The 17,928-nt window shown below is 68.0% G+C and carries 17 protein-coding genes; 9 read left to right on the forward strand and 8 right to left on the reverse strand.

What is annotated here, in order from left to right; all coding sequences use genetic code 11:
* The first annotated feature begins 11 nt into the window (after nucleotides 1–11).
* Nucleotides 12–1,346 (forward strand): MFS transporter, encoded by a 1,335-nt coding sequence (locus ASG86_RS13730; RefSeq protein ID WP_082566788.1) that lies wholly within the window; start codon nucleotides 12–14, stop codon nucleotides 1,344–1,346.
* 36 nt (nucleotides 1,347–1,382) lie between these two features.
* Here ASG86_RS13730 and ASG86_RS13735 read toward each other — a convergent pair whose 3' ends face one another.
* Nucleotides 1,383–2,114, reverse strand: coding sequence for an IclR family transcriptional regulator (locus tag ASG86_RS13735; RefSeq protein ID WP_056335184.1), 732 nt, complete (start codon nucleotides 2,112–2,114; stop codon nucleotides 1,383–1,385).
* 255 nt (nucleotides 2,115–2,369) lie between these two features.
* Here ASG86_RS13735 and ASG86_RS13740 point away from each other — a divergent pair, with 255 nt between their 5' ends.
* Entirely contained in the window at nucleotides 2,370–3,704 is a 1,335-nt protein-coding gene (locus ASG86_RS13740; protein WP_056335186.1) for an MFS transporter, read from the forward strand.
* Between the two features lie 126 nt (nucleotides 3,705–3,830).
* Here the strand turns inward: ASG86_RS13740 and ASG86_RS13745 are convergent, their stop codons facing one another.
* The 3 genes from ASG86_RS13745 to ASG86_RS13755 form a co-directional block, all read right to left on the reverse strand.
* Nucleotides 3,831–4,478: a phosphoribosyltransferase gene (locus ASG86_RS13745; RefSeq protein ID WP_056335187.1), complete on the reverse strand. Its 648-nt coding sequence runs from the start codon at nucleotides 4,476–4,478 to the stop codon at nucleotides 3,831–3,833.
* Between the two features lie 183 nt (nucleotides 4,479–4,661).
* The gene (locus tag ASG86_RS13750) at nucleotides 4,662–5,489 is read right to left on the reverse strand and encodes an alpha/beta fold hydrolase (RefSeq protein ID WP_056335191.1); all 828 of its coding nucleotides are present in this window, start codon (nucleotides 5,487–5,489) and stop codon (nucleotides 4,662–4,664) included.
* Between the two features lie 81 nt (nucleotides 5,490–5,570).
* Nucleotides 5,571–6,968: an amino acid permease gene (locus ASG86_RS13755; RefSeq protein WP_056335194.1), complete on the reverse strand. Its 1,398-nt coding sequence runs from the start codon at nucleotides 6,966–6,968 to the stop codon at nucleotides 5,571–5,573.
* A gap of 303 nt (nucleotides 6,969–7,271) precedes the next feature.
* On the opposite strand from ASG86_RS13755, the gene ASG86_RS13760 reads away from it, so the two are divergent.
* From ASG86_RS13760 to ASG86_RS13780, 5 genes are read left to right on the forward strand one after another with little or no spacing between them, the layout of a single operon-like run.
* The gene (locus ASG86_RS13760; RefSeq protein WP_056335555.1) at nucleotides 7,272–7,982 is read left to right on the forward strand and encodes an NUDIX hydrolase; all 711 of its coding nucleotides are present in this window, start codon (nucleotides 7,272–7,274) and stop codon (nucleotides 7,980–7,982) included.
* Complete coding sequence (gene nadA, locus ASG86_RS13765) at nucleotides 7,979–9,283, forward strand: quinolinate synthase NadA (RefSeq protein ID WP_056335196.1); 1,305 nt, start codon at nucleotides 7,979–7,981, stop codon at nucleotides 9,281–9,283. The genes ASG86_RS13760 and nadA overlap by 4 nt, the downstream gene beginning before the upstream one ends.
* The gene (gene nadB / locus ASG86_RS13770; protein WP_056335199.1) at nucleotides 9,283–11,043 is read left to right on the forward strand and encodes an L-aspartate oxidase; all 1,761 of its coding nucleotides are present in this window, start codon (nucleotides 9,283–9,285) and stop codon (nucleotides 11,041–11,043) included. The genes nadA and nadB overlap by 1 nt, the downstream gene beginning before the upstream one ends.
* On the forward strand, nucleotides 11,036–11,953 hold the full coding sequence (gene nadC, locus ASG86_RS13775) for a carboxylating nicotinate-nucleotide diphosphorylase (protein ID WP_056335202.1): 918 nt from the start codon (nucleotides 11,036–11,038) through the stop codon (nucleotides 11,951–11,953). Before nadB ends, nadC begins: the two co-directional genes overlap by 8 nt.
* 7 nt (nucleotides 11,954–11,960) lie before the next feature.
* Nucleotides 11,961–13,127: a cysteine desulfurase family protein gene (locus tag ASG86_RS13780; RefSeq protein WP_056335205.1), complete on the forward strand. Its 1,167-nt coding sequence runs from the start codon at nucleotides 11,961–11,963 to the stop codon at nucleotides 13,125–13,127.
* Between the two features lie 17 nt (nucleotides 13,128–13,144).
* Here the strand turns inward: ASG86_RS13780 and ASG86_RS13785 are convergent, their stop codons facing one another.
* Nucleotides 13,145–13,633 (reverse strand): GtrA family protein, encoded by a 489-nt coding sequence (locus ASG86_RS13785; protein ID WP_056335207.1) that lies wholly within the window; start codon nucleotides 13,631–13,633, stop codon nucleotides 13,145–13,147.
* A gap of 86 nt (nucleotides 13,634–13,719) precedes the next feature.
* On the reverse strand, nucleotides 13,720–14,382 hold the full coding sequence (locus ASG86_RS13790; protein ID WP_056335210.1) for a DUF1684 domain-containing protein: 663 nt from the start codon (nucleotides 14,380–14,382) through the stop codon (nucleotides 13,720–13,722).
* Nucleotides 14,383–14,576: 194 nt separating this feature from the next.
* Between ASG86_RS13790 and ASG86_RS13795 the strand changes: the two genes are divergently transcribed.
* Nucleotides 14,577–15,395: a hypothetical protein gene (locus tag ASG86_RS13795; RefSeq protein WP_056335213.1), complete on the forward strand. Its 819-nt coding sequence runs from the start codon at nucleotides 14,577–14,579 to the stop codon at nucleotides 15,393–15,395.
* Nucleotides 15,396–15,464: 69 nt separating this feature from the next.
* A complete protein-coding gene (locus ASG86_RS13800) occupies nucleotides 15,465–16,271 on the forward strand; it encodes a transglutaminase-like domain-containing protein (RefSeq protein ID WP_056335219.1) in 807 nt (268 codons plus the stop codon).
* A gap of 44 nt (nucleotides 16,272–16,315) precedes the next feature.
* On the opposite strand, the gene ASG86_RS13805 is transcribed toward ASG86_RS13800, so the two are convergent.
* Together ASG86_RS13805 and ASG86_RS13810 are read right to left on the reverse strand one after the other, a co-directional pair.
* Nucleotides 16,316–16,783 carry a MarR family winged helix-turn-helix transcriptional regulator gene (locus tag ASG86_RS13805; RefSeq protein WP_056335223.1) on the reverse strand — a complete coding sequence of 156 codons (468 nt, stop codon included), beginning with the start codon at nucleotides 16,781–16,783 and terminating at the stop codon, nucleotides 16,316–16,318.
* Entirely contained in the window at nucleotides 16,783–17,892 is a 1,110-nt protein-coding gene (locus ASG86_RS13810) for an LLM class flavin-dependent oxidoreductase (protein WP_056335226.1), read from the reverse strand. Before ASG86_RS13810 ends, ASG86_RS13805 begins: the two co-directional genes overlap by 1 nt.
* Nucleotides 17,893–17,928: the final 36 nt, after the last annotated feature.

Consider the following 17,928-nt stretch of genomic DNA (forward strand, 5'->3'; position numbering starts at 1 on the left):
GCCCGGAATTGATGCCTCAAACTACTCCTTCAACCACCCGCAACACTCCTTCCCCCGCCGCCGGAGAGCAGGAAGGGCCCGGCCCGGCACTGACGGAACGGGCAGCAAGGGGACGATTCTCCCGGCTGCCACAGCTTGCCGGCAGAAGCTTCATCCCGCTTGGACTTTTCGCGAGGCTTCCCCTGGCCATGCTGGCCATGGGCACCCTTACGCTCGTCACCTCGGTCAGCGGCTCGTTTGCCGCCGGTGGCGCCGCAGCGGGGGCCGTGGGCATTGGCTCTGCTCTGGGCGCTCCCGTGCTGGGATCCTTGGCAGACAGGCGGGGGCAGCGCCCCGTCCTGCTGCTGGCGGCGGTGCTCAACACCGTGGCTGTGCTGGCCCTGGTCCTCGCCGCAAACGCCACTGGGTCCGGGGACTTCCCGCCGGTTGTCCTGGCGGCTGCCTTTGCCGCGGGCGCCACCTGCCCCCAGGTGGGCCCCTTGGCCCGGGTCAGATGGATGGCGTTGACAACGGACGCCACAGGCCCCTCGATGCCGCCCGGGGGTGCTGCCCGTGACCTGGATACCGCCCTTTCCTACGAGAGCACGGCCGACGAAGTGACGTTTGTCCTCGGCCCGGCCCTGGTGGGTATCCTGGCCAGCCTTGTGGCGCCCTGGCTTCCGCTGGCATTGGCGGCGGCCCTGACCATTACGCTTGTCCCAGCCTTCGCCATCCACCCCACGCATCACGCCGTGCCTGCCGCTCCGCGCCGGGGCGGCAGGAAGGGGAAGGGTGCTGCGCCTGCCGCCAAGCTGCCGTGGGCAGTGGCCCTGCCGGTTGTTGCCATGGTCTGCATGGGGACATTCTTTGGTTCCACCCAGGCCGCTCTCAGCGCCTTCTCCGCCCGGCTCGCCGGCGCCGAAATAGCCGGCCTGTTGTACGCCGTCATGGGCCTCAGTTCCGCGGCGGCCGCACTCTCGGTTGCCTACTGGCCGCGGCGTGCCGGCCTGGCACTGCGCTGGGTGCTCTGCGCGGTCCTGATGGCGGGGCTGGCAGTCCTGCTGCTGGTGCCGGCATCACTGCCCTCGATGGCGGCAGTCCTGCTGGTCCTGGGGCTCCCCGTGGGTCCGGTCATGGTCACCGTCTTCGCAGTGGGCGGAAAGCTGGCTCCCGCCGGACGGCTGGGCACGGTCATGACGGGACTGGCCAGCGGCATAGTGGCCGGAACCGCCATCGGTTCCTCTGCCGGCGGACAGCTGGCCCAGCATCACGGGCCATCGGCCGCGTTCCTTGTTCCAGTCTGCGCGGCGGCGGCGCTGGCGCTGCTTGGTGCGGGAGCCGCCGTCGTCATCCGGCGCCGGGGCTGACAGTCCACCTCCCCGGCCTGCGGGCATTCAGTGCGGTCAGGCCAGTTGCCGCTCAATCCTGGCCGCGCTTTCGGCGATGGCCGCCCCCACCGCTTCCGGATCATGGGCGGAACGGATATAGACCACCGCGAGTGCTGCCGGACGCCCACCGGGCACCCGGACGGGGGCTGCCAGTGAGGATACCCCGGCGATGACCTCGTCATGGCTGGCCGAGTAGCCCTTCCGCCGCGCTTCTGCCGCCTCCGGCCGGTAAGGAATGCCCGTTTCCAGCCGGTCCCACTCCACTTCGGAAAGGGCCGACTGGATGGCGATGCCGGGCGCGCCGGCGTTAATGGGGTGCCGCGTCCCTGGGTGCTGGGCCACGGTGGCTCCCGAATGCCGCGGTTCGACGGTGACCAGGGTAATGCAGTCATGGTGGTCCCACACCGCCACAAAGGCCGTCATGTCCAACGAGTTTGCCAGCTGGGTGAGCTCGGGGAGGGCTGCGCTTTGGAGGTTTCGTGACACGCCGCGTGCCAGGACTGCCAGGCCGGGGCCGGGCTGGACGCGTCCGGCGTCATCACGCACCAGGAGGGAATGGTCTTCCAGGGTTCGCAGGATCCGGTAGGCCACGGACCGGTGGACGCCCATTGCGTCGGCCAGTTCGGCGATGGTCAGCGGACCCGGGGCAGCTGCCAGGATCTCCAGGGCGCGGATGCCGCGCGAAAGGGTCTGGGACGGCGAAGCCTGCGGCGTCGCTGTCCGGGCTGCGGCTGCTGGGGGTGTCATGAACTCCATCCTAGGTGGCAATCCCGGGCATGCCGTGACCCTTGTCTCATCAGCGGCCGCAGAGTATTGTCCTCTATACGAACTGCTCGTTCAAATAAAGAACATTGGAGTTCTGGGTGATGTTCCCATAAAAATTTCCCCGCCCCCGTGTCCCGCATCACAAATCCGTAGTACCCTACTAACTAACTGACCGTTCTGTCGGTAATTCTGAAGGCGTCCGGGCGGCACTGCTGCCCAATGAACAATGGAGTTTCAATGACCACACCTTCCAAGGTGGATACCCCCGCCGGTCCCAGCAGCCGGCGGGAGGAACGCAAGGTCCTCGCCGGCACCCTCGTCGGAACCACCATCGAGTGGTACGACTTCTTCATCTTTGCCCAGTTGACCGCAACGCTGCTGTCGCCGCTGTTCCTGGCGCCGCTGAACGCGTCCAACCCGGGCCTGGCGCAGATCCTCTCCTTTGCCCTCATCGGCATCAGCTTCCTGTTCCGCCCCCTCGGCGCCGTCATCGCCGGCCACCTGGGCGACCGCCTGGGACGGAAGGCGATGCTCGTCTTCACCCTGGTCATGATGGGCGCCGCGACGGCCCTGATCGGCATGCTCCCCACGTATGCCCAGATCGGCGCCTGGGCTCCGGTGCTCCTGATCCTGCTGCGCGTCATCCAGGGCTTCTCAGCCGGCGGCGAATGGGGCGGTGCCGCCCTGATGGCCGTGGAGCATGCGCCGATCGGCCGCCGTGGCCTGTTCGGTGCCTACCCGCAGATCGGCGTACCGGTGGGCATGATCCTGGCCACCGGCCTGCTGTTCTTCCTCAACACCAGCATGTCCAAGGAAGACTTCGCCGCCTGGGGCTGGCGCGTGCCGTTCCTGCTGTCCATCGTCCTGATCGTGGTGGGCTACCTGATCCGCCGTGCTGTAGCCGAGAGCCCGGTCTTCCAGGAGATGGCCCTGCGGAAGAAGGAGAGCAAGGCGCCGCTGGGTGAGCTGATCCGGAACCACAAGCTGCCCGTCCTGTACTCCACCATGATCTTCATTGGCAACAATGCTGCAGGGTACCTGCTGATCGCATTCTTCATTTCCTACGCGACCAAGACCCTGAAGATGCCCACCCCGCAGATCCTCCTGGCCACCACGCTGGCGTCCTTTGGCTGGCTGATCTTCACCCTGGTGGGTGGCTGGCTCTCGGACCGAATCGGGCGCGTGAAGACCTTCCTGACCGGCTACGCCATCGTCTTCGCCTGGATGATCCCCATGTTCGCGCTCATCGACACCAAGAACATCCTGCTTTACGGCATTGCACTGTTCGTGCTGACCATTGGCCTGGGCCTGTCCTACGGCCCCATGTCGGCCATGTACGCCGAAATGTTCCCTGCAGAAGTCCGCTACTCGGGCATCTCCATCGGATACGCGTTTGGTGCCATCCTGGGCGGGGCCTTCGCCGCCACCATTGCTGAGACCCTGCTGCAGTCGACCAAGTGGACCGGTTCCATTGGCATCTACATCATGGTCCTCTGCGTCATTTCGGCCGTCGGCGTGGTCCTGGCCAAGGAAACCAAGGGCCGCCCGCTCGGAGTCAGCAGCCACCACTGATCCCCACCGTCCCCCTTGCCTCGCTTCGCGTCGGCAAGGGAACCCTGACGGCGTGGGCCCACCCACCCTGTCAACAACAGCAGGCCCGGACTTCAAGGTCCGGGCCTGCTCTTGTTGACGGCTCCCTTAGCGCGCCAGCAGCCTGACCGCGTCGTCGTCGCGCAACTGCCCAAAGTGCCGGTAGTAGCTCCCCACGGCCCGGAACCTTCCCGGCAGGTGCAGGCACACCACGGCATCGCACACCCGCTCCAGCGAGGCTTCGGCGTCGATCGATCCCACGGGCGCTGCCGCCACCACGGCAGCCGCCCCGCCTTCCCGCACGGCTTCGACGGCGGCGCGCATCGTGGCCCCCGTGGCCAGCCCGTCATCCACCAAAAGAACCGTCCTGCCGGCCACGTCGGTGTTGCTTCCGGGGTACAGCTCCACCCGTCGGAGGAGTTCCCCGCGTTCGCGCTTCTCAACACCGTCCAGCCATTCCTGCTGCACGCCGTGTTCTAGGACGCGCTCCAGCAGGGGCTTGTTGATCAAGCGGACGGTGCGCCCGTGCGCCCAGGCCAGCGCCCCGTAGGCAGTTTCGTCGTGCCCCGGAATCCCCAGCTTCCGCACCAGGACGGTGCCCAGGGGCAGGTGGAGGGTATCCGCTGCCGCCGCGGCGACGGGGATGCCCCCACGTGCCAGGCCCAGGACCACAGTGTCCGGATGATCCCGGAACTGGCCAAGCGCAGCGGCCAGGCGTTGACCGGCGTCGGTGCGGTCTTCGAAACGCGTCCCCATGTACCCCTCCCGGCAACTGTGGCCTGACTGCCCCCAGCGTACTGCCGGCTGCCCCGGGCGTTCACGGCAGCGGCCGCCGTTTTTTCCGGAACACCCGGACGGGCGGGTGCCTGGACGGACCCGCCCGGACGGGCGGGTGCCTGGACGGCCAGGCTGTACAGACGCTGTCTGGCGAGTCAGTGCTTATACGGCCAGGAACGAGATGGCGGCCTGTTTGAAGGCCCTGCTGGTGATGGCGTTGGTGTGGTTCCGGCCCGGGAGGACCAGCTGTTCAGGCATGGAACCGGCGCCCCGGGCCAGTTCAGCGAGCTTGGGCAGGATTCCGGCCCGCTCGTCCTTGTCTCCGGCCACCAGCAGCATGGGAACGTGGGGGACTGCTTCGGCGGGATCGTAGGGCTCGGCCTTGATGGCTTCAACCAGGGACAGCAGCGCGAAAATGTTGTTGCTCGGCAGCAGCAATGCCATCTTCAGGAGCTGGGCGGTCGATTCGTCCTGGATCGGCGTGCCGTCCGCCAGGTAATCCTGGGCAGCCCGGAGGTCGAACGCGGCCAGGGGATCGGAATCGTTGGGCCCGCCAAGCACCAGCCGGTGCACCAGTTCGGGCTGGGTTGTGGCGAACTCCCAGGCGAGCCGCGATCCCAGCGAGTAGCCCACCACGTCCAGCCCGCTGGAAGGATCACCTTCCTGCAGGGGGCGTGTGCCGGCGTCGAACGCTGCCTGGAGCAGGTCCGCCCTGATCCGGCTGGGGGAGTAGGAATCCCGGTCCTCCGGCGCGCCGCTGCGGCCGTGGCCGGGAAGGTCCACGGTGATGACCCGGCGGCCGGCGTCAAGCAGGGCGGACACCCAGCCGGTGTCTTCCCAGTTGAGCTTGGACGAGGAGGAAAAGCCGTGCAGCAGCAGGACGGGCCGCAGGCCGGCATCGGTTGCGGGGTCATGGACTGCCACGAACAGCTGGGGATCGGTCCCTTCAACGGTGTGCGCGTGCTGCTGTCCGGTGTGCCTGCCGCTCATGGTGTCAGTTCCCCAATCAGGTACGGCGCCTGGGCGGGCCCGGCGCGTCGGTGCGTCTTCCTTGGAAAGGTACGCACCACTCTACCTGCTGGCGGCCCGGTTCCTGCTGGTGAGGCAGGCCCCGGCGGCACAGGCCAGGGCGATGCCGGCGATCAGTGCGAAGGTACTAAAGAGCTGCACCCGGCTGCTCTCCGCGCTGAAACCGACGGCGAATATCAGGCCCAGGAGGACCAGGCCCAGGATGGTTAGCGCGGGGAAGCCCTTCATCCTCAGGGGCAGCGGGATTCCCTCCCGGTCGGCCCGCCGGCGCAGGATCAACTGGGAGACCAGCGCGCTGCCCCAGACCACCAGGCACGTGGAGCCCACCAACTGGAACAGGGCAGGCAGGATCCGTTCCGGAAACAGCAGTTCCAGGACCGTGGCGATGAAGCCGAAGGCCACCGATACCGCCACGGCCAGCAGCGGAACGGCCGCGCGGTTGAGGCGGGTCAGGACCCGCGGCGCTTCACCCCGCTGCGCCAGGGAGTAGGCCATCCGGGAGGCGCCATAGAGGTTGGCGTTCAGTGCCGAGAGGAGGGCGACGACGGCCACCAGGGTGATGGCGGTGGAGGCGCCGGGGATCCTGGCGGCGTCCAGTACACCGGCGAAGGGTGAGGCAAGGCTTTTGGACGTGGCGGGGAGGACGGCGGCGATGACGAACACTGAGCCGATGTAGAACACGAGGATGCGCCACACCACGGTGCGGATGGCCTTTCCCACGCTGCGTTCCGGATCCTCGGTTTCGGCGGCAGCCACGGAGACGATTTCCGTCCCGCCGAAGGCGAAGATCACCACAAACAGGGCCGACGCAACCCCGCCCAGGCCCTGGGGAGCGAAGTTCCCGGTGAGGTTGCCGGCACCGGGGGAGGCGACGCCGGGCAGGAGGCCAAGAAGCAAAGCGGCACCGACTGCCAGGAAGAGCACGATGACGGCGACCTTGAGGATGGCAAACCAGAACTCGAACTCGCCGAAATTCCGGACACCGGCCAGGTTGATGCCGGTGAACACCACCATGAACAGCAGCGCCAGCGCCCAGACCGGGACCACCGGCCAGACGGAGAACAGCAGTCCGGCGGCACCGAGTGCCTCGGCGGCGATCACGACTACCAGCTGCAGCCACCACAGCCATCCGATGGTGGCGCCGGCGGTACGGCCAAGGGCCCGCTCCGCGTAAACGGAGAAGGCGCCGCTGGCCGGGTTTGCGGCGGCCATCTCGCCCAGCGCCCACATCACCAGGATGATCAGTGTGCCGGCCACCAGGTAGGAGATGAGGACTGCCGGACCGGCTGCCTGGACCCCGGCACCCGATCCCAGGAACAGGCCCGCACCGATGGCACTGCCGAGCCCCATCATGGTGAGCTGGCGCGGTTTCATGCTGTGGACGCCTGTGGTCTTCGGCGGGAGTGTGGCGGACGCGGTCCGGTCAGACTTCATCGTCATGGGGCAGTGCACCTTCTGGGGCTGGTTGTACGGTCCGGTCCGGATGGTCCGGGGATCCTTTTGGGACCTCTTGAATTTACCGCTTCCGGTGGCGGGCCAAAAACGGAAGGGGAGCCCCGGCGACGGGAGTCGGCGCGGCGACAGGAACGGTTGTGTTGGCCGTGTGGTCCCGCAGCCATGAAAAGGCGGCAGAAACATTTCCTTTCCGGCGTTCCGGGCCGTAGAATTAGTTTTGGTCAAGTTGACCATAACTCTGAAGAACCGCCGGGGCGGGCACGATGAGCGCGACGGAAGGCGGTGGATGTGTACTACAGTTCGGCAAATGTTTCCGAGCGGCAGGCCGCGCCGCCGTCGCTCGCCATCTCCACGGTGATCTTCGCCCTGCGGCCAAGTGAAACCTCCGGCCGTCCCACGCTGTGGCTGCCCTTGGTGCGCCGCATCCGCGAGCCTTTCAAAAGGCTGTGGGCATTGCCCGGCGGCCCCCTCAGCCATGAAGAATCCCTCCAGGACGCCGCAGCCCGGAACCTGCGGGAGACCACTGGCCTCGCGCCCCGCTACCTCGAGCAGCTGTACGCCTTCGGTGGCCTGCACCGCTCACCCACCCAGCGCGTGGTCTCGATTGTCTACTGGGCCCTGGTCCAGCCGACGGAAGCCGCCCTGGCGGACGAGTCCGAGAACGTCAGGTGGTTCCGCGCCGACCGGCTCGGCGAACTGGCCTTCGACCACAATGCCATCGTGGACTACGCCCTCTGGCGCCTGCGCAACAAGCTGGCCTACGGCTCGGTGGCGTACCACCTGCTGGGCGAGTACTTCACCCTGGCTCAGGTCCGCGAAGTCTACGAAGCCGTCCTTGACCGCCAACTGGATCCCGCCAACTTCCGCCGGCAACTCAAATCCACCCCGGAAATCGAAGAAACCGGGGAATACCTCCAGGGCGGCAAACACCGTCCGCCACGCCTTTACCGCTACACCGGCCGGCCAGGCCTTGACCCAGACAACAGGAGCACACCATGAGCAGCGTCAACACGGCAATCCAGCTGATTACGCGCGAACAGGCCGCAAAAGGCGCAGCGGCTGAGCGCAGCACCTGCAGCCCGGCACTGGCCAGGGGCCCGTGGGACTACGACCTGGCCGAGGCGCTCGCCGGTGTTCCCGCCTATGGACCGGGCGCGTCAAGCGCCGACCCTGCCCCCGCCACCACGCCGCGCCAGGGCCAGCTCCCGGAGGAGTACAAGCTCGCCGGCGACGCCGAGCTCGGGGAACGGATCAACGCCGCCAAGGCCACGCTGGGCGAACGCGCCGTCATCCTGGGCCACTTCTACCAGCGCGACGAAGTGATCCAGTACGCGGACTTCGTGGGGGACTCCTTCCAGCTCGCCAACGCGGCGCTCACCAGGCCGGAGGCCGAGGCCATCATCTTCTGCGGTGTCCACTTCATGGCCGAGACCGCGGACATCCTTTCCACCCCGGAGCAGGCGGTCGTCCTGCCCAACCTTGCCGCCGGCTGCTCCATGGCAGACATGGCGGACGCGGACTCCGTGGAGGAATGCTGGGACCAGCTGGCGGAGATCTTCGGCACGGAGCCCGACGCTGAGGGCCGGGTTCCGGTCATCCCCGTCACCTACATGAACTCCTCCGCAGCGCTGAAGGCTTTCTGCGGCGAACACGGCGGCATCGTCTGCACCTCCTCCAATGCCAGGACCGTCCTGGAGTGGGCCTTCCAGCGCGGCCAGCGGGTGCTGTTCTTCCCCGACCAGCACCTTGGCCGCAACACGGCCAAGGCCATGGGCGTGCCCCTGGAGCAGATGCCAATGTGGAACCCGCGCAAGGAACTCGGCGGCAACGACGAACAGGCGCTGCTGGATTCCCGCGTCATCCTCTGGCACGGATTCTGCTCCGTGCACAAGCGCTTCAACGTGGCCCAGATCGAGAAGGCCCGCGCGGACTTCACCGGCGTGCAGGTCATCGTGCACCCTGAGTGCCCCATGGAAGTGGTGGACGCCGCTGATTCCGCCGGCTCCACCGACTTCATCAAGAAAGCCATCGCCGCGGCCACCGAGCCCACCACGTTCGCCATCGGGACGGAAATCAACATGGTGAACCGGCTTGCGGCCGAATATCCGCAGCACACCATCTTCTGCCTGGACCCGGTGATCTGCCCGTGCTCCACGATGTACCGCATCCACCCCGGCTACCTGGCCTGGGTCTTGGAGGAACTGGTGGCCGGCCGCATCGTCAACCGCATCACTGTGGACGACGACGTGCAGGCCAATGCCAGGACGGCGCTCGAGCGCATGCTCGCTGCGAGGCCCTGATGAGCCGCCGGCTCGCCGTGGTGGGAAGCGGCATCGCGGGGCTCTACGCGGCACTGCTTGGCGCGGAGGCCGGCGCCGACGTGGTGCTGCTGACCAAGGGCGCCCTGGAGCACAGCAACACCTGGTACGCGCAGGGCGGCATTTCTGCCGTACTCGCCCAGCCCGCCCCGGGGGACACCGTTGCCGCCCACATCGCCGACACCCTCCGGGCCGGGGCGGGGCACTGCAACGAGGCTGCCGTCCGGCTCATGTGCTCGCAGGCGCGGCAGGACATCGCGGGCCTCCAGCGCTACGGGGTGGCCTTTGACGCAGGCCACCGGGACGGGACGCACAACGGCGGCCCTGCCCTTGGGCTCGAAGCAGCGCACAGTGCCGCCCGCATCCTGCACGCAGGAGGGGACGCCACAGGCGCGCGCGTCGCCGGCGCGCTGATCCAGGCTGTCCTGTCCCGGCGGGACGAAGGAAAGCTCACGCTCCTCACGCATGCCCACGCCACAGCCCTCACCACCTCTGAAGGGCGCGTGGTTGGGGTCCAATACCTCCATGACGGCCGCCACGCCAGCCTGGAAGCCGACGCCGTCCTGCTCGCCACCGGGGGAGCAGGCCAGCTGTTCGCCCAGACCACCAACCCCGCGGTGGCCACCGCCGACGGCCTGGCGCTCGCCGTCCGCGCCGGCGCAGTTACCGCAGACCTCGAATTCTTCCAGTTCCACCCCACCTGCCTGGTGAGTTCCGCCACCGCCCACCCGTCCCGGCTGGACGGCCCGCTGCTGATCTCCGAAGCCGTCCGCGGTGAAGGCGCCGTCCTGCTCGACTCCAACGGCCGCCGCTTCATGAAGGCCTACCACCCCGACGCCGAACTGGCACCCCGGGACGTCGTCTCCCGCAGCATCGCCCTCCACCTCGCCAAACTCGGGGACCCCAACGGCCATGTCTACCTCGACGCCCGCGCCATCGAGCAGGCCAGGGGCCACGGCTTCCTGCAGCAAAGGTTCCCCACCCTCACCCGCAAGACCCTCGACGCCGGCATCGACTGGACCCGCGAACTGGTCCCGGTGGCCCCCGCCGCCCACTACTGGATGGGCGGGGTGCGGACCGACACCCACGGACGCACCACCGTCCCCGGCCTCTACGCCGCCGGCGAAGTCGCGTGCACCGGGGTCCAAGGGGCTAACCGGCTGGCCAGCAACTCCCTCCTCGAGGGACTCGTCTTCGGCCGCCGCGCTGTTGAAGCCTTCCTCTCCGGTGACCCTGCTTGGGGGTCGCCTGAAGGCGCCCCTCCGCGTGCTGTCTCGGCCGCGGGCGGCCTCCCCTTGACGCACGCTCCCGGGGCACCTTCAGACGACCGATCGAACGTCCCCCTCCCTGCTGCTTTAGAAGGCGCGCTGGGCGGAATGGACACGACGCGCGGGACCTGGCCGTCCTCCTTCGGTGGGGGAATCAGTGCCGGGGAGCCGTTTTCGCGGGACGCTCTTCGTCGCCTCATGACCTCGCACGCCGGGGTTTTGCGCTCCGGGGAATTGTTGGCCGGGGCCGCCCTGGTCCTGGCCGACTGGGCCGCCGTCGTCCATCCTGATGCTGACCGTTCCTCCGACCCTCTGGTTCTTGAGGACCGGAACCTCCTTTTGGCTGCGCAACTGCTGGTCGCCGGAGCCCTCCGACGGCCTGAATCCCTCGGGGCGCACTACCGCAGCGACGAACCCGTCCACACCGAAACCCCTTACCCTCCGCGCCCGAAAGCGAGCCTGCTCCATGACTGAACCCGCCGTGATCGACCAGGCAGCCACCCTGCGCCCCGCACTGGACTTCACTCTTCCGGCAGCACCGGTCCGGGAGATCCTGGAACGGGCCTTCGCCGAGGATGCCCCCTCCGGCGACATCACCTCCCAGCTGCTCATTCCCGCCCAGGCGCGCGCCACAGCCGTCCTTAATGCCCGCGTCCCGGGCGTGCTCAGCGGCGCAACCGTGTTCCGCGACGCAATGCAGCTGGTGGACCCCGCCACCCGGGTGGAGCTGCTCGTAGCGGACGGGGAAACGTTCGACGCCGGCACGCACCTTGCGAGGGTCAGCGGCAGCGCCCGCTCCGTGCTGATGGCCGAACGCGTGGCCCTCAACCTGGTCCAGCGGATGTCCGCCATCGCCACCAAGACCGCCGAATTCGTCCGGCTGGCGGAAGGAACCAGGGCCCGCATCACCGACACCCGCAAGACCACGCCGGGCCTGCGCATCCTGGAACGTTTCGCGGTACGGTGCGGGGGCGGCTCGAACCACCGGTACAGCCTCTCCGATGCGGTACTGGCCAAGGACAACCACCTGGCCGTGATGACCGGGGGTGACCCTGCGAAGCTCACCGGCCTCCTGCTGGCCGCCAAAGCCCAGCTGGGACACACCACCCATTTTGAGGTCGAGGTGGACAGCATGGACCAGATCGAACCCGTCCTCGCCGCTGGTGTGGACACCATCATGCTGGACAACTTCACCGTGGCGGAGCTGAAGGCCGGCGTGGCCCTCGTGGCCGGACGCGCCCGCGTGGAAGCCAGCGGCAACGTCAATCCCGGCACTGTCGCGGCCATTGCCGGCACAGGCGTGGACGTCATCTCCGTGGGAGCACTGACCCACACCGTGGCCGCGCTGGACCTGGGCCTCGACGTCGAACTGACCGCCGGGTGAGCGTGCCGTGATCTTCCTTGACGCGGCCGCCACCACCCCGGTCCGCCGTGAAGTGCTGGACGCCATGTGGCCCCACCTCACGGGCGCATTCGGAAACCCTTCCAGCCACCACACCCTCGGTGAGGCGGCAGCCGCGGCGCTCGCGGGGGCGCGGGCAGCCGTTGCCGGTGTCCTCGGGTGCCGGCAGGGCGAGGTGGTGTTCACCTCCGGGGGAACGGAAGCGGACAACCTGGCCGTCAAAGGAATTGCCCTGGCCCGGCAGGCCGCCAACCCGGGCTTGAACCGGGTGGTGATCAGCGCCGTCGAACATCCTGCCGTGGAGGAATCCGCGCGCTACCTCGAGCGCTTCCACGGTTTTGTGGTGGATGTGGTGCCGGTGGACGCCACCGGCACGGTGACACCCGACGCCCTGGCCGGCATGCTGCGCCCGGAGACCGCGCTGGTCAGCATCATGTATGCCAACAACGAGGTAGGCACCATCCAGCCCATCGCCGCGCTCGCGGAACTGGCCCACCGCCACGGAATCCCGTTCCATACCGATGCCGTCCAGGCCGCCGGCTGGCTGCCGCTGGATACCAAGGCCTTGGGCGTTGATGCCATGAGCATCTCCGGGCACAAGCTCGGCGCACCCAAGGGCTGCGGCATGCTTTTCGTCCGGAGCCGCACCCGGCTGGAGCCGGTTATCCACGGCGGCGGGCAGGAACGCGGCCGGCGCTCGGGAACGGAAAACGTGGCCGGCGCGGTGGGCCTGGCCACCGCCCTCACGCTGGCCAGGGACCGGCAGCCGGAGCAGCAGGCAAGGGTGGCAGCCCTCCGGGACGGGTTCATCGGTGCGGTGGCGGCCGCGGTGCCGGACGCTGTCCTGACCGGCCACCCCACGGAACGGCTGCCGTCCGTTGCGTCCTTCTGCTTTCCAGGAACCAGCGGCGAGTCCCTGCTCCTGGAACTGGAACGGCAGGGCGTGGTGTGCTCCAGCGGTTCGGCCTGCGCTGCCGGTTCGGATGCCCCGTCGCCGGTGCTCACCGCGCTGGGAATTTCCGCCGAAGTGGCGCAGACCGCCATCCGGTTCAGTTTCGACACGTCAGTAACCGGGGAAGACCTGGACATGGCCGCGGACGCCGTAAGGTCAGCCGTCGCCAGGGTCAGGAGCCTCGGCGCAGGCCAGGCCCGCTGACGGATGGGGCAGCCGGGTCAGCGGTGGCGGGCCCGGCGGAAAATCCAGTGCCGCAGCATGCTGAAGCGGACCGCCGTGGCCAGGAAGCCGGACAAGGTGGTGGCCAGCAGTTCGTCCCCCACGGTGGCGTCCGGATTGAACCAATGCAGCACGCCGAGGCTGCTGCCGGTAATCACCAGCGCCACGGCGATCACCACCAAGCCGTTGAAGTGGTCGCGGGTACGGCGCTGCTGCCCGGCGATCTTGAAGGTCAGCCGCCGGTTCAGCGCGGTGTTCAACAGGGACGTGAGGACCAGCGCCACCGCGTTGGCCAGCTGGGCGCCCAGCCACGGCCGCAGCAGCGCGTAGAGGCCAAGCGATGCCGCGGTGCAGATGACGCCGACCCCGGAGAAGCGGATCAGCTGCCGGATGACCGGAAAGCGCAGGAGACCCCGGTAGTGCCTGGTGGCCGGAAGGCGCCGGGGCATGGTTTCCTGCACAGCGGCTGCGGACGGTCTCTCCGTCATCCCGCGGCACCGGCTGCCCGCTCAGGGCCGCGGGCAGGCAGGAGGAAGGGGATGCGCCCAGGGCGCCCGGGACGAACCGCCATGCGTCAGTACAGCTCGCCCACGGGGATTTCCACTGCCAGCCGGTTGGAGGGCCCGGGCAGCGGGCAGGCCCACGCCTCGTTGTAGGCACAGGAGGGGTTGTAGGCAAAATTGAAATCCAGGACGAACGTCGCGCCGGGGCCTGTGCCGTTGACGCCGTGGAAGGCACCCTTGATGGTGTCCAGCAGGTAGCGGCCGGCCCCATAGGTTCCGCCCGGCTGTCCGGCTGTGGCATCGCGGAACGGAACGAAGATGCCGCCGCCATACCCGTGCAGTTTCCACACCCCGAGCTGGCCCATTTCCGGCAGGTCGAACGTCCCCAGCCGGACAAAGTGGACCACCCCGTCGGTGGCGGTTTCGACGCTCATCTCCCGGCCGGCACCCTCTTTCGTCAGGGGGACGTGGAACCGGTAGATGGGATCGTAATCGGCAGTCTTCAGCCCCGAGAAGCGCGCCTTGTCCGTGGCGGTGAGCGCGGACGCCGGGTGGGTGCCGAACATCAGGTCACGCTGATGGCGCCAGTACGAGTGCGCCTCCGACGGGCTTTCCACCGCGAACCGGCGGACGTTGTCATAGAGCGCAAAGGTCCTCAGCCGCCAGTCGGCGATGTCCAGGGCGGAGATATCCGCCGGGTTGTCTTCGGCTGCGCCGTGCTGCTCTTCCGCCATAACGTCCAGCCTAGTCCCAGGCCGGGGTGGTAAGTGCCCGACGGCGACACGCCGGGCCGGGCGCCCACCGTCAGGGACGGCTGGAGGGCCGGGAGGGGCCGTCCCGGCAGGGCGCAGGAAACCCCGTTCCGGTGCGCATGAAACACCGTTGCGGCAGCCCGGGCAGGCGCCATGGCGCCACTAGGCTGGCTTCCATGACAGGCAAGGCAGCAGTGACCGCCCTTTCCCGGACATCCCTGGCGGCGGCGGTGTTCCTGCTGGCGGGATGCTCTGGATCCCCGGCGGGCCCGGGATGGACGGCACAGCCCGCACCATCGGCGGCGGCAACCTCCGGATCTGCCGCGCCCGGCCCAACGTCGGGATCAGCACCGGATGCTTCGGGCAGTGTCCAGGCCTCCGCCTCCACACCATCCGGGGAACCCGGGGGTGTTGCCACCGCGGCTTCCTGGAAGACGTTCTCCGACCCCGCCAAAACCGTCAGCTTCGACCTGCCGGCGGACTGGATCGCCCAGTCCGTGGCGCCTGAGGACGGCGTGCTTCCCGGCGGACTGAAGGTGGAAGTGAAGAAGCCCGACGGAACTTTCGTTGCCGCACTCCGCACCGGACTGCCGCCGTCGTCCCCCGATTGTCCGGAAAGCGCCCGGCATTCCTACACCGTGATCAGCAGCGTACCCTTTGAGCTTTCCGCCCAGGGCGGGGAGGGGACCATCCCGCCGCACATGGTCTACCGGGTGATCCAGGGCTACCGGTATTTCGGTTCATACGGGATCACCAACCTTGTGGGAGGGACGGATGGGCAGGCGTGCGTGCTGCGCAATGTGGTGCGGGGTCCGGCCTCCAAGGGCGACTACTCGTTCGGGGACCTGGTGAACCTCAAGGCCTTTGCCCCGGATGAGAAAGTGGCGCCGGCGAAGGCTTTCGACACCCTTGGCCAGGCCGCGCAGTACGTCAATGAGAGTCCTGACTTCGCCAACGTGCAGCGGATGCTAATGTCGCTGAAGGTCAAAAACTAGTCCCGCTGCCGGCACTCACAAGTGCGGGGCGTACGACTTGTTTTCCGCCCCCAACACCCCCGGAGAGACATGGAACGCTCTGTTTCCGCACGCCTGGCCTTCAGGACCATCGCCAACACCAAGGTGGCCATGGCCATTGCCGTAGCACGGAACAGCGGCTACTCATCCTTTGATGAGTCCCTCTCCGTCATGGCCGGCGGGGCAGAGGTTCCATTGACCGAGGTTTCGGACCACCACGGCGGCCGGTTCCACTACATGGAGTTCGCCGAACCCACCGACGTCACCGTGGAATACACGGCCACGGTGGCCGGCCGCGCTGTCCCCGAAGACGCGACCCTGGCCGACCGGATCCGCTACGTCCGTCCCAGCCGGTATGCCGAATCAGACCGGCTCCTGCCTACGGCCTACGCAGAGTTCGAAGGGGTCCAGGGCGCGGACCTGGTGCAGGCCGTCCGCAACTGGGTCAACGGTGAGCTGCGGTACATCAGCGGCTCCTCCCGGGGCACAGACGGTGCGGTGGAAACCCTCCTCAGCAGGCGCGGCGTCTGCCGGGACTTTGCGCACCTGGCCATCGCCCTGCTCCGCTCCAAGGACGTCCCGGCGCGTCTGGCGGCTGTCTACGCACCGGGCCTGAGCCCCATGGATTTCCATGCCGTGGCCGAAGCCTACGTGGAGGGAGCCTGGCACATCATCGACCCCACCGGGCTTGCGCCGCGGGAGTCGATGCTGCGCATCACTGCCGGGCGGGACTCCTCTGACACCGCCTTCCTGTCCACGGTGGGTGGAAGCCTGGTGCTGAACCAGCTGCGCGTCACCGCCGTGGTCAACGGGGAGCTCCCGGTCGAGGATCCCGCCCGGCTGGTGGCGCTGGGCTGACTTCCGGGCCCGCCTGGCTCTCCCATCGGCGGGGCAGCCGCCTGCTATTTGGGAAGGGGACCCAGCGAGCTCCGCAGCTTGTCCGTGAGCCGCATCAGTTCCTTCTGCTCCGCGGCCGTCAGGGCAGGACCCACCAGCGCCGAGATGTCCCGGACGTGCTCGCGGCCGATCTCCTTCTGCAGCTCCCGCCCCTCGTCGGTCAGCTTCAGCAGGATGCCGCGGCCGTCCTCGGGGGCCGGCATCCGGGACACGAGCCCGCGCTTTTCGAGCCGCTCCACCAGCCTGCTCAGGCTGGACTGGCTCAACAGCACATTGTCGTTGAGCTCGTTGAGGCGCAACCAGCCGGACGGGCACCGGGAGAGCGTGAACAGGACGTCGTATTCATTCACCGCCAGCTTCCGGAACGCCCGCCCGGACTGCAGCTTGCGCATCACGGCAACCTGGGCCCGGAACAGGGACTCCCAGGTTTCGGCGGCCAGCCGCACCGGCGATTCCGATCCTCCCGCAGCCATCACGCCTCCGCGGCGGCTTTGTCGGCGTCCTGCGATGCAAGCAGGGCGGCCACGCGGCCGGCGTGGGTGGGTGGCTCGGGAACGTGGGCGGGCTTGAGGGCCGCGTACTCCCTGCGGAGGACAGGCAGGACTTCCTCGCCGAACAGGTCCAGCTGCTCCAGGACGGTCTTCAGCGGCAGCCCGGCGTGGTCGATCAGGAACAGCTGGCGCTGGTAGTCGCCGAAGTGCTCACGGAACGTCAGGGTCTTTTCGATGACTTCCTGCGGACTGCCCACGGTCAGCGGGGTCTGGGAGGTGAAGTCCTCCAGGGACGGTCCATGGCCGTACACAGGGGCATTGTCGAAGTACGGGCGGAACTCGTTCACGGCATCCTGGGAGTTCTTCCGCATGAAGAACTGGCCGCCGAGCCCAACGATCGCCTGGTCCGCCTTGCCGTGGCCGTAGTGTTCGTACCGTTCGCGGTAGAGGCCGATCAGCTGCTGGTAGTGCTCCTTGGGCCAGAAGATGTTGTTGGCGAAGAAGCCGTCACCAAAGTACGCGGCCACTTCCGCGATCTGCGGCGTGCGGATGGAGCCGTGCCACACGAACGGAGCCACCCCGTCCAGGGGCCGCGGGGTGGAGGTGAAGTTCTGCAGCGGGGTGCGGAACTTGCCGGACCAGTTGACGGTGTCCTCATCCCACAGCTTGCGCAGGAGGCTGTAGTTTTCGATCGCCAGTTCCACGCCGTCCTGGATGTTCTTGCCGAACCACGGGTACACCGGGGCGGTGTTGCCGCGGCCCAGGACCAGGTCCACGCGCCCGTCAGACAGGTGCTGGAGCATGGCGAAGTCCTCGGCGATCTTCACCGGGTCATTGGTGGTGATCAGCGTGGTGGCCGTGGAGAGGATGATGCGTTCGGTCTGGGCCGCAATGTACGCGAGGGTGGTGGTGGGGGAGGAGGAGAAGAAGGGCCGGTTGTGGTGCTCGCCCAGGGCGTAGACATCCATGCCGATTTCCTCGACCTTTTTGGCGATGGCCACCGATGCCTTGATGCGTTCGTGCTCGGTGGGGGTGCGGCCCGTGGTGGGGTCCGTGGTGATGTCGCTGACGCTGAAAACACCGATCTGCATGGCGTGCCTTTCCGTTGCTGGGCTTGGCTCCAGTAT

This window comes from Arthrobacter sp. Soil764 (assembly GCF_001428075.1).
Lineage (GTDB): Bacteria > Actinomycetota > Actinomycetes > Actinomycetales > Micrococcaceae > Arthrobacter.

Excerpts from the sequence above, each read along its gene's own strand:
- nadA (WP_056335196.1), top strand. The coding sequence starts at position 7,979 with ATGAGCAGCGTCAACACGGCAATCCAGCTGATTACGCGCGAACAGGCC.
- ASG86_RS13755 (WP_056335194.1), bottom strand. The coding sequence starts at position 6,968 with ATGACGATGAAGTCTGACCGGACCGCGTCCGCCACACTCCCGCCGAAG.
- ASG86_RS13740 (WP_056335186.1), top strand. The coding sequence starts at position 2,370 with ATGACCACACCTTCCAAGGTGGATACCCCCGCCGGTCCCAGCAGCCGG.
- ASG86_RS13735 (WP_056335184.1), bottom strand. The coding sequence starts at position 2,114 with ATGACACCCCCAGCAGCCGCAGCCCGGACAGCGACGCCGCAGGCTTCG.
- ASG86_RS13790 (WP_056335210.1), bottom strand. The coding sequence starts at position 14,382 with ATGGCGGAAGAGCAGCACGGCGCAGCCGAAGACAACCCGGCGGATATC.
- ASG86_RS13795 (WP_056335213.1), top strand. The coding sequence starts at position 14,577 with ATGACAGGCAAGGCAGCAGTGACCGCCCTTTCCCGGACATCCCTGGCG.
- ASG86_RS13745 (WP_056335187.1), bottom strand. The coding sequence starts at position 4,478 with ATGGGGACGCGTTTCGAAGACCGCACCGACGCCGGTCAACGCCTGGCC.
- ASG86_RS13750 (WP_056335191.1), bottom strand. The coding sequence starts at position 5,489 with ATGAGCGGCAGGCACACCGGACAGCAGCACGCGCACACCGTTGAAGGG.
- ASG86_RS13810 (WP_056335226.1), bottom strand. The coding sequence starts at position 17,892 with ATGCAGATCGGTGTTTTCAGCGTCAGCGACATCACCACGGACCCCACC.
- ASG86_RS13730 (WP_082566788.1), top strand. The coding sequence starts at position 12 with ATGCCTCAAACTACTCCTTCAACCACCCGCAACACTCCTTCCCCCGCC.
- nadC (WP_056335202.1), top strand. The coding sequence starts at position 11,036 with ATGACTGAACCCGCCGTGATCGACCAGGCAGCCACCCTGCGCCCCGCA.
- ASG86_RS13785 (WP_056335207.1), bottom strand. The coding sequence starts at position 13,633 with ATGACGGAGAGACCGTCCGCAGCCGCTGTGCAGGAAACCATGCCCCGG.
- ASG86_RS13800 (WP_056335219.1), top strand. The coding sequence starts at position 15,465 with ATGGAACGCTCTGTTTCCGCACGCCTGGCCTTCAGGACCATCGCCAAC.
- nadB (WP_056335199.1), top strand. The coding sequence starts at position 9,283 with ATGAGCCGCCGGCTCGCCGTGGTGGGAAGCGGCATCGCGGGGCTCTAC.
- ASG86_RS13805 (WP_056335223.1), bottom strand. The coding sequence starts at position 16,783 with ATGGCTGCGGGAGGATCGGAATCGCCGGTGCGGCTGGCCGCCGAAACC.